Source organism: Vibrio sp. VB16 (assembly GCF_015594925.2).
Taxonomy (GTDB): domain Bacteria; phylum Pseudomonadota; class Gammaproteobacteria; order Enterobacterales; family Vibrionaceae; genus Vibrio.
Genome location: NZ_CP087590.1, coordinates 696,812 through 713,304, shown reverse-complemented (window position 1 = coordinate 713,304; position 16,493 = coordinate 696,812). Strand labels below are relative to the sequence as shown.

Annotated in this window: 11 protein-coding genes and 1 other RNA gene; 6 read left to right on the top strand and 6 right to left on the bottom strand. The window is 41.2% G+C overall.

The window, feature by feature from the left end:
- Nucleotide 1: 1 nt before the first annotated feature.
- Complete coding sequence (locus IUZ65_RS03475) at nt 2–4,645, bottom strand: alpha-2-macroglobulin family protein (protein WP_195702413.1); 4,644 nt, start codon at nt 4,643–4,645, stop codon at nt 2–4.
- A gap of 252 nt (nt 4,646–4,897) precedes the next feature.
- Between IUZ65_RS03475 and ssrA the strand changes: the two genes are divergently transcribed.
- Both ssrA and IUZ65_RS03465 read left to right on the top strand, forming a co-directional pair.
- Nucleotides 4,898–5,265, top strand: a transfer-messenger RNA (tmRNA) gene (gene ssrA, locus IUZ65_RS03470).
- A gap of 89 nt (nt 5,266–5,354) precedes the next feature.
- The gene (locus IUZ65_RS03465) at nt 5,355–7,193 is read left to right on the top strand and encodes a hypothetical protein (protein WP_195702412.1); all 1,839 of its coding nucleotides are present in this window, start codon (nt 5,355–5,357) and stop codon (nt 7,191–7,193) included.
- Between the two features lie 335 nt (nt 7,194–7,528).
- On the opposite strand, the gene IUZ65_RS03460 is transcribed toward IUZ65_RS03465, so the two are convergent.
- The 4 genes from IUZ65_RS03460 to IUZ65_RS03445 all read right to left on the bottom strand — a co-directional run bounded on the left by IUZ65_RS03460 (nt 7,529) and on the right by IUZ65_RS03445 (nt 11,652).
- Nucleotides 7,529–7,963, bottom strand: coding sequence for a hypothetical protein (locus IUZ65_RS03460; protein WP_195702411.1), 435 nt, complete (start codon nt 7,961–7,963; stop codon nt 7,529–7,531).
- Nucleotides 7,964–8,100: 137 nt separating this feature from the next.
- Nucleotides 8,101–8,664, bottom strand: a complete 564-nt coding sequence (locus IUZ65_RS03455) for a hypothetical protein (RefSeq protein ID WP_195702410.1) — start codon at nt 8,662–8,664, stop codon at nt 8,101–8,103.
- Nucleotides 8,665–9,126: 462 nt separating this feature from the next.
- On the bottom strand, nt 9,127–9,885 hold the full coding sequence (locus IUZ65_RS03450; RefSeq protein WP_195702409.1) for a hypothetical protein: 759 nt from the start codon (nt 9,883–9,885) through the stop codon (nt 9,127–9,129).
- 807 nt (nt 9,886–10,692) lie between these two features.
- Complete coding sequence (locus IUZ65_RS03445) at nt 10,693–11,652, bottom strand: hypothetical protein (RefSeq protein ID WP_195702408.1); 960 nt, start codon at nt 11,650–11,652, stop codon at nt 10,693–10,695.
- A gap of 491 nt (nt 11,653–12,143) precedes the next feature.
- Here IUZ65_RS03445 and IUZ65_RS03440 point away from each other — a divergent pair, with 491 nt between their 5' ends.
- Both IUZ65_RS03440 and IUZ65_RS03435 read left to right on the top strand, forming a co-directional pair.
- Complete coding sequence (locus IUZ65_RS03440; RefSeq protein WP_195702407.1) at nt 12,144–12,692, top strand: recombinase family protein; 549 nt, start codon at nt 12,144–12,146, stop codon at nt 12,690–12,692.
- 84 nt (nt 12,693–12,776) lie between these two features.
- Complete coding sequence (locus IUZ65_RS03435; protein WP_195702406.1) at nt 12,777–13,088, top strand: hypothetical protein; 312 nt, start codon at nt 12,777–12,779, stop codon at nt 13,086–13,088.
- A 78-nt stretch (nt 13,089–13,166) separates the two neighbouring features.
- Here the strand turns inward: IUZ65_RS03435 and IUZ65_RS03430 are convergent, their stop codons facing one another.
- Nucleotides 13,167–14,234, bottom strand: a complete 1,068-nt coding sequence (locus tag IUZ65_RS03430; protein WP_195702405.1) for a hypothetical protein — start codon at nt 14,232–14,234, stop codon at nt 13,167–13,169.
- Between the two features lie 671 nt (nt 14,235–14,905).
- Here IUZ65_RS03430 and hipB point away from each other — a divergent pair.
- Both hipB and IUZ65_RS03420 read left to right on the top strand, forming a co-directional pair.
- A complete protein-coding gene (hipB, locus tag IUZ65_RS03425) occupies nt 14,906–15,151 on the top strand; it encodes a type II toxin-antitoxin system antitoxin HipB (RefSeq protein WP_195702404.1) in 246 nt (81 codons plus the stop codon).
- The gene (locus tag IUZ65_RS03420; protein ID WP_195702403.1) at nt 15,151–16,452 is read left to right on the top strand and encodes a type II toxin-antitoxin system HipA family toxin; all 1,302 of its coding nucleotides are present in this window, start codon (nt 15,151–15,153) and stop codon (nt 16,450–16,452) included. Before hipB ends, IUZ65_RS03420 begins: the two co-directional genes overlap by 1 nt.
- The last annotated feature ends 41 nt before the right edge of the window (nt 16,453–16,493 follow it).

Genomic DNA, 16,493 nt, shown 5'->3' with positions numbered 1-16,493 from the left:
CCTATTGCGACACCTTAATGCTGACTCTGTGCTGCTGGTGCGAAATGGAAGCGGCTCGCCCACCTATATAATGTTTCTCTGGTTGGTACATAGATTCGATATAAATAGGTGGCACGGTGTATTCCCCCTGCACTTCAGCTCGCATGGTGTAGGCATATCGATACTGTTTCCCTTTAATTAAATGCGTAGAGACAACAAATCGGTCGTGCCTATATTCAGTATGAAGACTATCGCTATGTCGCTCTTGTTCATCCTCTTCGAAAATAGCAATACCTTGTCCAAGGTTTGGGTTCTCTAACACAAAACCAGCGGGGATTCGGTCCACTATCAACGCATTATTGATGGTTTCATCTAGCGTTAACCAAAGGTTGACCGTAACTCTATCGCCTATATTCACTACCTTGTGAAACGGTTTATCTGAATCAGAATCAGCATCATCAACCAAATTGTCATTCACTCGCCAACTTCTGTTCACTTTGTCACTTTGCGTTACCTTGATGGTATTGAACGAATGATCTGGTTCTATAAACTTGATGTTTTGCATATAACCTTGAGCCAACACCTTAAGATAGATAGGATCTTCACCCTGATTAGTTATTTCCATATTTTCGTCAAGCATCTGGCTGATTTTACCGCTTTTTTGTTGTACTTTTTCATCAATTGAAACGGATAATAGCTGGCTGCTGTTTTCTTGTTCTGTAAGCACTGCAGCTCTTAATAACGCCGCACGCTCTTGGGTGCTTAACCAGTTCTTTTCTGCAGAACTCGCGGCAACTTCTTCAATGTAGTCCGCCTGAAGCGCGAGTGCTAGACTCCTTAATTCCTCATTTTTAGCGATGTTATTTAGCAGCAATATCGCTAAGGATAAGTCTCTAATATCGGAACCATAATCATTATAATAGAGAGTGTTATTTCGCGACGCTCTGACACTTTCTAATTCAAGTTTGGCGGTATTCGTCGCCCCTACATTATTGAAAGTAGCAATGAGCTGAAGACGAGATAGCTCGGTGTTATATACACTCGTATTGTGCCCGTAGTTTATATCGCTATAGCTGATTAACCCTTGCTCACTCAGTAGATACGCAGCATAAACTTTGGAAAGTAAGTTCGACTCATCATCGTCATCATTAAGGTATTGTTGAATACGTCTGTAGGCATCTTCTAACATCCCTTGTGGCGCAATATTAGGGTAAAGACGCTCGGCTTCTGTCAAAAACTCGGTGATGTAAAGAGTAAGCCAATACTCTTCAGGCCCGTAGCGATCCCACAGCCCAAATCCCCCGTTTTCTTTTTGCATATTCTTCAAACGCCTAATCGCATCGGCAATGAGCTCTCGCTTATCACCCACTTTATTAACCGAGTTCGATTGCTGCTGTAATGCGCTATTTTGAAGGGTTTTCAGCTCAGGGTGATCAAGTAAAAATGGCCATGCTTTACTCGTTGTTTGTTCCGCGCAACCATAAGGGTAACGTAATAGCCCTTTAGCATGTTCTGTCACGCTTAATATGGGTTTCGCACTGATATGAACTTCCCCACTTAGACCTTGGACAACGGACATACCATTCCATAAAGAGGCCGGCACACGGTACGATTGATTGGCAGATAACATCACTGATTTCGCCTGACTCACCCAAGGCATAGCGGCACGAATCGGTATACTCCACTGCCGATCTATATTCGTTGATTGTGATGAATCGCTCACCTTGAGTTGCAGTATCGCTCTCTCTGTTAAATTGTCAGAATCAAGAATAAAGGCGACATTTTGGCTCCATCGTTCACCGTTCTCTAAGCGGAGTTTTTTCTTAAATAACGAACCGTCCGAAAACAAGGAGGTGATATACGACGGAGTGGCTTCACTTACATTTTCGCTTGCCTCAAGCGCCAACGTAAACGTTTTATCTTTGCCACTGTTATTGAAAATATCGATAGTTGTTGTCGTGATATCACCCGGTACCACAAAGCGAGGAACACTCAGCTCGGCAACCACAGGCATACTAATGGTGTTATCTTGAACCAGTTGTCCAACTTGTTCATCGTTAAACGCCGTCACCACGACTTGAGCCTCGCCGTTATAGTCGGGGATGTCTAGCTCAATAACAACTTTGCCGCCGACAAGTTTGTGGGGCTGAGACATTAATACAATGGTTTTACTATCGACTAAATCGTCATTACTATTCTCTAATCTTTTATTGAGATCGCTACCAAAACGAGATTGAGCAAAGGGATCTGGCCTTAACTCGTATAGCCTTGAATAAAGATCCACAATATCAGCACTGTATCGACGCTGGTCAAAAAAGTAATGGTACGGGTCGGTTGGCATAAACCGAGTAAGGTTGGTGATGCCTTTATCAACCAACGAGACAGTTACCCATGTATCACTTAGAGTATCAATGGATAAATTTGTCGCTTCGATAGGGATTGAGAGCTTTTTCATCGGCTCTATGCGCTCTGGCAGATCAATAGAAAGGGCTATTTCTCGCTGATTACGATCTAACTTTAAAGGCACAATACCAAGGTAGCGCTTAGGTATTTCTCCAGAGATTCCGGTTAACGTAGCCGTAAGAAAAATATCGTGTCGCTCAAGTGGCCGACCTTCAATATCTACTAACGGCACTTTTATTTTCACATCGCCTTTTTTAACCTGAACCCGCTGCGACCACAGCATCGTATCGCCTTCAAGGGTGAGCAGTAACGAACCGGCCATTGGACTATTAACCGTGACGTTTGAATACCCATCGCCTTTACTATATACACGTTTATCCGTAGTGATATTGAGATGACCCGGTTTCATTTTAATCTGGCGATGACCCTGATACCAACCCGCGTAAAAGGGATATATCGATTCAGTACCTTGAGCCAGTTCGACCACTTTTAACCGGTAGTCTCCCCACTCCACACCATAATTCACTTTCTGTGCTTCTTGTGCCAACTCTAGTGTTTTCTTAGAAATGTTTACCCATTCTTGCTGTTCTTCACGGCTCCAACCGCTGCCCTCTTCATACACCCAGTAATACGGCCCTTGGTTGTACTCTAAGCTTACCTCTACCCTTCCCTCTCTAAGGCTCTGCCCATCGGCAGCAAGCAAAGCAATTTCAAACTCAGCTTCACTTTGATAAGCGAAAGAATCTGAGGCAGGTTTAATCGCAGGGATAAGGCCATCTCGCCATGTGGTAAAGCGCACTTTTCTCTGTATTGCGGCCCCACCCGACTCTTGTAAAGCAAAATTCACTTCAACTTCAACGGGCCCTTTCAAGGTATATTGCTTTGGTGTTGGCAGATCAACCGTTAACGTACCTTGGTCTGACAGTTTGTTATCATCAAGCTCTTGATAATAATGGTCGAGGCTAAAGCGCTTCCCTACATAAAAATCGCGGTATTTGCCGTTAAAATGTTGTACCGGCTGATACGTTATTTCTGTTTTCAATACATTACCGGCCGCTGGGGTTCCAAACAGATAACGACCTTCTAAGTTCACAGAGTTACTCTGCCCAGCTACAACAAATGGCGCGAAATCAGAGACAAGCAAATCCATTCTCTCTGGCACAAATTCTTCTAGTTGAAAATGGTATTGGCTAATAGGCTTAGGATCACTTGGGTCTATACGCACCTCTACGGTATACCTACCCATTTGCCAATTGGTTGATGTTTGGAGATTATAAGTATAATAACCAGAAAACGTGGATAGTAATGCTTGCTGCAATAACGCATTTTTTTCTGGGTCAATGACGGTTAAAAACAGTTGATCCACGCGCTCTTCAGACGAAACCACTCGCCCGTCACTATCTCTTAATAAGATATTTATCGGTAGGCTCTCACCCGGTTTAACAAGATCTCGGTTACTGTATAAATAGGCTTCGTAATCTCTGTATTGGCGACCACCAATATCGAACTCAGAAAGGTCAAGCGGCACCTCTCGCATAGGCAGCATTGAATACTCTTCGCCTTTAGAAACAATCACCATATCGGTATCGATGATCTCTTTCGAAAAGTGAACGAGCCCTTTCTCGTCCGTCTGTTTTGATTCTATCCATTCACCGGCTTGCATTAGACCAACATCGGCGCCTTCGACTGCTTCTCCAGTTGATAGACGAGTCACACTCAATGTACCTTCATGCTGATTGAGTCTTGCTTGTATGCCAATATCGGTAAGCAACATATGTTTTACTTGAAGGTTACTATAGTCACCTGGCGCTTTGACGACCACCAGATACCACCCGGATGAGAGTGTATGGGGAATAGGGAGCCTTGCGGAAGTTAATACATCTTGTTCTGCTTTTGGTAACTCATAACGATCGGAAAATACGCTGCTATACGCATGCTGAACTTCTCGCAATTCCCATGCGGAGAGACGATCAAGCAGGTAATAGTTTTGTAATAACTCATTAGGGTCGGTCACTTTCAGAATTTCAATATCAACGACGTTCATATTCATGTAACTGATCGGAATGGATTGCCGTGCCGATTGAGGCACTAAAGGGCCATTTCCCACAACCGTAATGCTTGGCGTTTGCTGCGCATAAGATGGCAAAGAAAAAAGAGTAGTGAGCACTATAAGTATAGCAACGAGCCCAGTATTAAATACCTGCTGCAAAGACATAAGCGTTGTGAATAAGGAGCGAAAACGACACCATTTTACATTACTCATTTATTCCTTTCCTTCTGTTATCAATTTTTCAGCTAACCAATGGTTATCTATACGTCCAGTATTGATTATCTGCTTCAACTTTCAAGTATTTATCAAATACTTGAACAATAAGTGCTACACAGTGTTGAATATTTAGCCCACATATACAGGCAGACCGACTGCGTCAATCTGAAATACGAACAAACATTCGACACTTAACCACTGGAAACTAGACAGTGCGTACTTTTCTGTTACTATGCACGTGAACCACTTGGGGCTGATCCAGGATTCGACGGGAATTCTGAAGTCTGAGGTGCATGCCGTGGTGCGGTTTGCCACGTTAAAAAGCCGCAAAAAAATAGTCGCAAACGACGAAAACTACGCACTAGCAGCTTAATAACCTGCCAAGAGCTCTCTTGCCCTAGCTTCCGCTTGTAAGACGGGGAACAACAAGGGATCAAACCCAAACTAGCTAGCCCGGATTTTCCCTCCTGAGAGGAAAAGGGCGAATACTAATTCAGGATAGTCAGTTACTAGCGTGTCGGTTCGCAGGTAGTTGGTGAATTTAAAGATCGACTAAGCATGTAGTACCAATGATGAATGATTTTCGGACGCGGGTTCAACTCCCGCCAGCTCCACCAATCATGATAAAGGCTTGATTTCACTAGAGATTAAGCCTTTTTTCATTTTAGGGAATTGAACGCAAGTGTCACGATTGAGTGTCACGATCATGCACAGATTTCCCCACATCAAGAAGAATCGACACGGCGTTTACTACTTTCGCCTCATTTTTACACATATCGTTCGTTCCATTTCTAACGCTCCACAGGAAATTTCCCTTTCATTAGAGACCAAAGATTTTGCGATTGCCCAAGAGCGATACATGATTTTGTATCCGTGTGCGCGTGCATTTCGTTGGTCATTGCATGAATTCGTAATGAAAGGAAACACTGACGTGAGCACGATGAAGTTAAAGGTAGCGCACTGGAGAAAGACCAACCAACTTCGAGAGTTGATGGAAAAACAAGATGAAAAACTCTTTGAAGCGCGTCGTGAGTTATTGCGTGTCAATAACACCAACAAAGAATTGTCGGAGCACGCTGACCGTATGCGTAGCAGTAACCAACGTCTCAAAGGGGCGTTGAAATCGACAAAAGTGATGATGAACACAACAGCACCAATCAGTGGTTCATCTGTCGCATCTCGCGAAACATTGATTGAAGACGCAGTGATCTCAAACGTATCACCAGACGCGACGAGAGCACGACCAGAAGACGAAGTCGTTTCAACAGTAACAACTGCACCCAAAGCCAAAACTCGCACCAGAAAGCGTGTCAGTAAGAACCAGACACTGCTCGCTTATGTAGAGAAGTTCTTGGCCTACGAGCACTCTCATAGTACGAACGGTAAACACTCTAAAGAAGCGCGTCATACCAATCTGATGCGATTTCTAGATATCGTTGGTTACGGTGTCGCAATCAATGCCCTTAATGCGGATCATGTTCGTCATTACCGCGACATGATGCATGCCATCCCTGCAAACTTTGAGAAACAAGGATTCAACAAGCCGTCTGCTCTATCCTCACGCCCTAAATGGTTTACGAAAACCATCGAAGAGTGGGATGGTAAAACCCTCTCCGGCCCTGGTATTGATACGCACTTTAAGCATGTGCGTATGTTTCTAACATGGGCGCATAATGAACACTATATAAAGCAGAACTTTGTTCCGATGCTCACGGTATCAAAAAAGCGCACATTAGATACGAAAACAGAAGTCGTTAACTTCATGCCTCATGATCTCCAGAAGCTGTTCATTGATGGCTACCTGTACGGCGACATCAAAGCGCCAAGAGATAACGGCCGAGATTGGCAGTTCTGGATACCCTTTATTGCGCTTACTACCGGTATGCGTTCTGAAGAGATTGGGTCTTTGCGCATCAACAGCTTTGTTGAACAGCAAGGCTTGTGGTGTATTAAAGTCATGACCAGTAAGACAAAGGCCGGAACCCGCACCTTCCCTATCCCACAACGACTATTGGATGCAGGACTGCTGCACTATCGACAATCGATATTGGACAAGCATGACGGTGACATGACAGTGAGCCTGTTTCCGGATCTCAATACCAAAGGTGGGGAATACAGCAATCGTATCGGCCAGTTTTTCAATCGGAATCGCAACGGTAAATTAACAGACGGTAGCCCGCGTATCGAAGGGTATATGTTCAAGTGTGGTGTAGAGAATCCATCGGACAAGGAGACGCTCAAGTTCCATAGTTTTCGTCATGGCTTTATTACCTTAATGCGGGATACCAAGTTACTGAACTCTGACGAGCGACTGGCGTTAGATCTGCTCAAGAACATCGTTGGCCACAAAGGTGACTTTACCAAGTATGGGATTGCCGCAGACAACTGGAACGACGTAACTAAGATGACTTACAACCACCACGAGCGTATTTCGTTGATGTCACTTAAGGAGCGGTTTGGTTTAATGAAACAAGCCATGGATGCAATGGACTTTGGCGTGGATTTAAGCGGTATTTCGTATACACGTTTCTTAGAGAGAAAGTAGTGAATAGATAGTATCTAAAACGCGCTGTACGCTATACACAGCGCGTTTTGAGTGTAAATACTAGATGTCATAACCATATCAAAGCTATTGACTCTATAAGCTTAAGAACTGACTATTTTACAACTCATATTTGGACAATTCCGTTTTAGCATGATTGCTAATTTAGCTACTCATGAATTATTCAAAGTATGGAAAAAATCGTTTATGGGAGTGTCCAGTGCCACCGGAGCGGATCAATCAGCGCCTACCACCCTACCTAAACCATTGTGACATAGACACTTAACCCAAAGTAAACTGAAAACGCCATGCATTGCGAATCACTCTTAAGAAAATTGTTATTGGAACTGGTTGAATAGTTCCAATAACTTCATGCACTTACACTTTGTATCTAGTTCATCAAATCGACGAGTAAACCTTTTGTCATTAGTTACAATATAGTCAGCTTCAAGAGCTGCTAAGTCTGCAATTAAAGCGTCAATCGCGTTTTTAGCCTTCGAATTCCCCAAATGCTGTGTATAGAACTTACCACTACCAACTCTAGACACATCAGTAGGTGAGATATCCGCAACAAAAGCACTATTATGAACTCGACGAACCATTAGATCCGCAGGCTCTTTACGATAAGGGCTTTTCTGTAACTCTCGTTCTATAGCAATAGGCATTAAGACTTCAATTTGTTTTTTATTTACAAGTGACACAAGTGAATTTAGCTTTCTTATGTCTTGATGAAGCTCATCATATACATTGTTATCTAAAACTACTTTCTTCATTAACTCTCTCGTTCGCATATCAACTCCCAATTAAGTTGTGAGCAATATTACCACCTTGCCTAAACCATTGTGCCGTAAACACTAAAGCTGAATCAAAACCAAGATTCCAAGCGTTGCGAATTCGTCTTAAACGCTTTTTATAAGCCCATTTCTGTAGTGATATAGCTTACGGTATGACCACCGCTATACATAGACTTAATTAGGTCGTTCATTAACGACAGTTCTACTGGAGATGAGAATCGCTTTGATTCAAAAACTGACAGTACTTCAGTATTAAACGGATCTTCCTTGACCAGAAGTTCAGGGTATCGATCTGCAAACCAGAAGTAGTAGCACATCGTTTCTGGTACCCATTTACCTTTAAACTGATGATACATATACAGCCCTTCAAGTATCGACAGGTGATTAAATAACACTTTAAACTCTAAAATGTCGTCAATATCTTTGGCTGCATGCTTGAAAAAATTTCTACTTTTAAATACGTGATTTCGCCATTCTTTTTTCTTTTCAGGTTTAATCCAATCACTTTCCCTAATTGGACCTTTAATACCTTGTTTCTTACCTAAATCACTGAAAACTTGATTAGCAGCCTCAACAAGCGTATGAACAGATACCTCATCGCCTTCATCAAAGAAAAGTCGAATTGCCTGACGAAACTGACGTTCAGCCGCATCAAATTTACTTAGTCTTATAGTATCCATATTTCCTCGGACTTGGTTGGGCTTATAACGCTTTCTATACGCCGATTAGCCGTACTTCATGGAAATATAATGCGGTTTTTCTTTTAAGCCTTCAACTTTAAATCAATAGCTTAGCGAAAAAGAGATAAGTTAAGTTGCAACGTGAGTCATAACTTTTTGATTTGTTGCACTCGGATAATTTTTAGTAGGGAAAAAGCCCATTAATAGGGTGTGAGTGAGTAAAAGATCTAAGCAACAAAGGGGCATAAACTTCTTAGCCGTACTTCTCATACAACTCGTCTATGGACAAAACCGAGTCAGTTATATTACTGAATTAGGATGTAACGGATTAGCTCGCGTATGGAAAAGTAACGCCTTGCTAAAGTGCAGCTACCCCCTACATAGACCAAGCAAAGCCCCGTAGACACTAAAGCCGACCAAATCAAATATGCCAAAGGTTAGCTGTCACTCTTAAGCAATTTGTTAGCACTTTAACTCTCGACGTGCAAAAAGAACGAATGCTTGATGCAACTGATAACATTCCGCGGCTTTCTCATTGAGCTCTGAAAGTTGTTCATCTACGTGTTTCGGATAGTCCCAAGCTCCCCTGTATGCATCAGGTACACATGAAAACATCGAGCTGCTATTTAAACTATATGAACGAGACGCAAGTAGGTAAACAAAAGCGTGACACTTACTCCACAGTTCAGCTCTCTTCTCTTCAAGCTCACCATTTAAAAAATGACACTCAACGTTATCCCATTCATTTACAAACTTATTGATGTCGTTGAGACTATTATTGTGGTATGAACCACCAAGGTCATGGTCTTTTAGAAATGGTACAGAATAACCATCTGATGGAAAGTCAACGAGAAAGCGGTTAAACAACTCTACATCGACTTGCCTGAGTTTTTGCTTATCTTTTGATGCAAACTCCTGAGACTTACAAGTTAAAAACTTATTTGCCAAATTATGAGCAAGTGCAAATACTATTAAACCAAGCCCAACCACTGGATCGACTGAACCAGATTGAAGCTCTGCAAGTGAGTAGTGCTCTCCACTATTAAGGTTGATCGTATCAACTAAGAAGTTATACACAATTTCTTTCAACGGGGTGGGCGTTGCCAAAATCACGCCACCAAGAGATGCAACAAACCACGTTAATTTGTTTGTAAAATCAGGAAATAGCCAATGGTTTGCGGCTTTTTCAACAAACTTTTTAATTTCTTTTTTTGTAAACACGTACTTAATTACTCCCAATGAGTGCTAACATTCTTAATAACAAGAAGTCTCGTTTTTCTGCCTGCGTAACTTTCCGCCAAGCTACCATAACCCTCTAAAAAATAAAGCATAAACATCGTATTTCGCATTCTGCTATCACATTAAAACAAGATGGCGTGTTATCACTTTTTAAAAAATCGCGTTATCTTAGGGATGAGTAACGCAAACCTTTTGATTACCAATTGATTATCAATTCTTCTACCGACAAAACGAGCCAGTTCTCTCGGTAAAACAAGCTATTTTCATGCTTTACGACCACATAAATCCGACAAACTGTACGCATGAGTAGGTAAAAGGGCTGACATAGCTGCTCCCACACATTAGAAAAGTTTACCTAAATTTGGAGGTATCAAATATGTGGAACAAATGTTCTAAATGGTTTTGAGGCAGAACTTTCTTAGCCAACTTCTCGATACTCACCATTTGCAAACGTTCAACCTACAACCCTAGCTTCGCTTTCACAACAACATTGCATTAAATGACACCTACGAATCGCAATTGCTGTTTTAATGCTATAAAACGATACCACAATGCTACGCTCGATTAGAGGTCATTACTCGGCAGTCAATACACGTTGCTTATGAACGACTAGTTATACCAAGGCTTAATGTTCTAGTTAAGAATTTTTATTCAATAAATTTGGCTAAGTATAAGGGCAAACTCAAAAGCAGACTTACTCAGTGTGAACATCATATAGACCTTACACTTATCTCTAGGACTTCCGTATATAGCATTAGCCCCTGAACATCATCAGGAGCTGCTTTGTCATTATTCAGCTAACAACTCACGCGCAAGACGAGACAACTCTGAGCGTCGTTCTCTGTAACCTTCTAGCCCTATTAATGTATAGTTATTCCCCCGACCAATCGATTTTTGAATCCCCTTGGACATGTAATCAACTCCACGTAAACAAACCGGAAACTCACGGCAGACTTCTTTATAAACCTCACCGGTCGCTCTACTAACCTTCTCTTCTACAAACGCATTCAACCAATACTCAGCACCTGGATCAATCGAATCGATAGGGATGGGACCAAAGTCTTCTTCTTCCCATTCATCATCACTCGTGTATGGCCTTCTATGAAGCCAAGTGTCTTTAACTTGTATTTGCTGACACTTATCTTTCAATAACCCAACCTCAGCCATCCGACGCTCATTTTCGTTCAACGTAGTAACGATATGCAGATGCAAACGACGGTAGGTATCGTTCTCATGCTTTACAACGGATACCGGACACTCTTCTATCACTACAATAGCGTCTGTCATGTAATTATAAGCTCTAAACCATCTAGAGACCGTGCGTATCATCGTTTCTTTATTAACGTCCTTGTCTTGCTTTCTTAGCTTCAGGTTGGTTTCATCGTCCAATGTCACTGTAATGAATAAAGCATCCTTTCTTGTCGCAGCACCTTTCTCTTTAAGAAGGATAAAGGCAGTAGTTAAGGCATCATTGTGTTGATACGCTTTCTTACCAAACGTATCTTTAATCTTATGCTGTCCATTACCCTTCTTAGGGTCTATTAAAGGAGTATCTATAGTAGGTCTATTTGAGGTAATAGTTCGGTACGTAGAGCCATTCAACGCCATCATACGTAATCCCTTGGCTAGCATGGGCTCAACCTTTCCTTCCACCATGGAAACTGAAGCGCCTTCATGGTCAAAGTGCGCCACATCTATTCCCGCTTCTTCTTTGTCACTTTTTAATGGTTCAGGCTCTTTTTCAAGCATGGTAGATTCTCAATTTATCGACAGTAAGAACTAGATTCCGGTTTGAATGAGCATTTTCAACAGTGAAGCAGGGATAGTTAGAGAGGCAGTTTGAATTTATCAGCATTCCGTCACATTTATCTAAACTGCCTACAAAATAAAAATAAGGTGCATATTGACATATGCCCTTAGGTGAAACCCTCATTTTTACATAGCATTAGCATAGCGTTTAAACAGCGTTAGAAATCGATATCAATATGAAATTAAAGGAATAATTGGCATTTACTTTTTATTCCACCAAACGCTGTTTTTTACTCACCAAAAACATCTTATATTCTGTTCGATTAGTCCAAAATCTTCCGAATTCTCTCCCGACTCTCGTACGCATTTAAGTACACTCTAAAGCATACTTGTGACAGACCCCATATCCTGTGTGCATTAGACCCGATTTCCCTTTTTGCACACGCTAGTATGACTACTGTCTAGAGTCAAAAGCATACAGAGAGGGCAACATGGCCGAACTAGCGTACATCAGAGTAAGCAGCGTTGAGCAAAACACAGACCGACAATTAGCCGATTGCAAAATAGGTTTTGATAAGGTCTTTGAAGACAAAGCAAGTGGAGGTAGCACAGATCGTCCTGAGCTTGCCAGATTGATCGAGTACGCACGAGAAGGCGATATTGTTCATGTTCATTCTATCGACCGTCTAGCACGCTCTCTGGACGATTTGAGAAAGCTTGTTACGGATTGGAACAGTGGCGGTGTTACCGTGCGCTTCCACAAAGAGGGACTAAACTTCACCTCAGGAGAAAGCACTCCCATAGCTGAGCTGATGCTGAACATGCTTGGTGCTGTAGCTCAATTCGAACGCTCTATTATTCGAGAACGACAAGCCGAAGGGATTGCAAAGGCTGTATCGAATGGAAAATACAAAGGACGGACACCAAATAGCATTCGAAACAGTAAGATCCTAGAACTTAGAGAAGCAGGTCTTTCCATACGAAAAATAGCCACAGAAGTAGAATGTAATCCATCAACTGTTCAGCGTGTTCTCAAATAGGTTAATACTTAGTACTATACTAATACCTTAGCCAATTGCTTCTAGATTGGTCTGTTATTCATTTTTATCTTAAAAGGTGCAGTCATGTCAAAAAGTCGACCACTCTCTGAGCTTGATAAACTTTTTTCAGAAGAAGAGTTGAAATTATGTGAATCAAAAACATCCCATATGTTGTTTAGCATACAGCTAATGAAATTGATGGAGCACAGCGGAAAAACCAAGGAACAGCTACTTGCTGAGTCGACGCTGACTCAAGACGATTTCGAGCAAATTGAGCACTCAGGATTAGATATTACCGTTTCAGTGCTTAGCCGATATATACAGGCATTGGGTGGCAAATTGACATTGTCTGCAATGAACTCAAATGGTGACAAAGTCTTAAGTTGTAAGCTTTAGAATAGCTGCACACCTTGTTAAACACAGGCTAATAACATCGTTCATGTATAGTTATTCTAGCTAGCAAAACTATTTTTCTTATCCTGATAAATGCACCAAAACTCCACTCAAGAAACAATTATTATTGCGTGTTTTTAAGGAGTATTTGTAACGGTTATCTCTGGGCGGAACTGTAGCCCACCGATGAATAAGCTCGCAAGGGTATAAAGTTTCTATCGGTGCAATTATTTCACAGGAAAAATCATCTTCAGTTTTTCGATACCATGGGCTAATTTTATATTCCATACAATCCGGGACATATAATGAAATCCCTTCTTGAAACAGAATCGACTCTTTCCCATAAAAAAATAGCCCTACCCCCTCTCTTACATTGGCTCTACCTAAACCTAGCTCGTCGATCTTGTCAGCAATCAAAGTCAGGTTTTTTTTGGTTAATTTTTTTGCCGCAATAGAACATCCCCCTGCTCCATATTTTTTTGCTCTCACATGATGTCCATCATCCATGTACCAAATAGCGATGCATATGGGGGTTAATAGCTCAATATATTTCAATGGCAAATCTAGTATTGCTTTATGCTTTGAAATATCGCTATATCTAGAAAATTCTTCACATCTCTCTGAATCTGCGTAGGTAACGCCATTAGGTCGAAGTTTTACATCTAAATTAAGCAACTCCGCCTTATACTTCATGTACTCGGCTTGTTTATAACCATGAGCAAACCTCACGTGACCTCTAGGGCTTTTTTCAAAACGTAAGCTACTATCACCCAATATTCCACCTAAAATAATTTGATGTTGTAGATCTGTATAATACGTTTTTTCTATGCGCGAAACTGTATCACCTAGATCTAATTCAATGACAGTTTTTTCATTTATTCCATCAAACAATTTTTGGGAAGATAAACACTTAAAACCACTTCGACCATTTCTTCCTCCTCTAAATAATACGTGTAACCAATTCTCTTCAACCGGCATCCTATACCAACCTTCTATCAACTGAGATTCGATTTTTTGTGTCTGAAAATTATAAGTTTTGACTGCAAGTTTCTTCCTATTTGAAATAACCCGACCAAGAAGATCAGTAGAGCCATCAGCGAGAAGTAACCTTGCATGATAATCAAAACCACTTTCAGGAAATTTTTTCATCAATCGCTCACCTTAATCTTATTACTTAACAAAAATAGCTCAGATTAAAAATAGATCAATTTCTTTTTTATCAACTAGTTAGTAGTTAGTACTCACTAAAGATCTTTGCTTTTTATTAGTTAGCTCTCACTATTTTCACACTATTAGTTAACATGATATTTATGATAAGTTGATTTAATAAGGAGTTGAACTGGCGTCCGCATTTCGTAATAGGGAGTTGAACCGGCGTCCAACTTTTACTTGAAGACTCCCACAGATTTAGCGTATTTTAATTGCAATAACAATCAAGTAGCGGCTACGCTATGAAATAATGAATTACGAGTAGGTGTCACGATTTTTACGACATTGAACGGATCATTAAAATAGCCCACAGAGCAGTCAGGGCAAGGCTTTTATCTAGATTATCGTGTCACTGGGTTCAATTTTTGGCAGCTCCACCAATGCATTGGAAAGGCCACCTTCGGGTGGCCTTTTTATTGCATGTAACAACCATAAATCAATGATGACAAGCCACATTACCTGAACAACCTACACGCCCTAAATATTATAGGCATTTGTATGTTAGTGAGATTATACCTTAGTGGGGATATACGAACCTTTACCCCCTTGTGAGGATATGCTACCTTATATACCCACTAGGGGATACTTCAACTTATCGAAGGCTGAAACAAATGATATATAGTCCAAAACAGCTAGCAGACATGATGCTCCTGATACGCCAAAAGAACGGCTGGACTCAATCAGAGCTGGCGAAAAAGGTTGGTATAAAGCAAGCAACCATCTCAAACTTTGAGAACAACCCCAACAAAACAACACTTTCGACCTTCTTTAAGCTTATTCAAGCAATGGATCTGACACTTAGCATTCAAGAAAAAACTCTGGTGGCTTCGCTAGATGAAAATGATGAGAGTTGGTAATGCAAAAGCTAATAGCATACATGAATGGTGAACTTGTTGGTGCTTTGGAGAAACGTAAGAATGGAGCCCATACTTTTCAATATGATAAGAGCTGGGTAAATAACGTTAAGACTCGCCCATTATCATTATCTTTAAAGCTTCAATTGCCCCCAATAACTTCAGATGCCGTTATAAACTATTTTGATAACCTCTTGCCAGATAGCCCACAGGTCAGAGATAGGATCGTTTCTAGGTACAAAACTTCATCCAAACAACCCTTCGACCTCCTTAAAGAAGTTGGTAAGGATAGCGTAGGTGCAATTACATTGCTTCCACCCGAGCTTCCCTACAAAAAAGAACCACTCAACTATGAAGTATTGGATGATAAGAAGCTAGAAGCCGTGCTCTCTGGATATAAGTCAGATATTCCACTCGGGATGCTTGAAGAAGAAGAAGACTTTAGAATATCGGTAGCAGGTGCTCAAGAGAAAACTGCGCTCCTGTTCGTAGACGGACAATGGTGTATACCGAAAGGAAACACGCCAACAACCCATATTATCAAACTGCCAATTGGTGAGATACAACAGGCCAATGCAACACTGGATCTCAAAGACAGTGTAGAGAACGAATACCTTTGCATTGAGCTAGCCAGAGCTCTGGGGTTTATAGTTCCCAACGTTAGTATAATCGAAACAGATAGCCTTAAAGCTCTAGCAGTAGAACGATTTGACCGACGCTGGACGAAAGACAAGTCAGGTTTGATTCGCCTTCCTCAAGAAGATATTTGCCAGGTGTTTGGCATGCCATCATCAATCAAATACGAATCTCAGGGTGGCCCTAGCATCGCCCAGATCATGGCGTTACTAATGGGCTCAAGCAATGCCCTAGAAGATCGGTATAACTTCATGAGATTCCAAGTGTTTCAATGGATTATAGGCGCTACAGACGGACACGCTAAAAACTTCTCTATCTACATTGATAAAGGTGGTAGCTATAGCCTAACTCCGTTCTACGATATTTTATCAGCTTACCCACTCTTAGGGGGCAAAGGGCTCAATATTAGAAAGTTAAAACTAGCTATGGGACTAAAAGCGACGAAAGGCAAAAAGTATGAGGTGAATAAAATCTTACCTCGTCACTTTTTAGATACGGCGAAAGCTGTAAACTTTAATCAAGACAAGATGCAAAAGATAATGGATGAAATGAAAGATGCGCTACCTAAAGCGATCTTACAAGTAAAAGCTAATCTACCAAAGGATTTTCCTGAACACATCTCAGACTCAATTTTTGAGAATGCTAAGAAAATAATTAAGAAAATTTAGCTATATAAATGCTCAGATTTTGGATTACCTTATAGACGCGA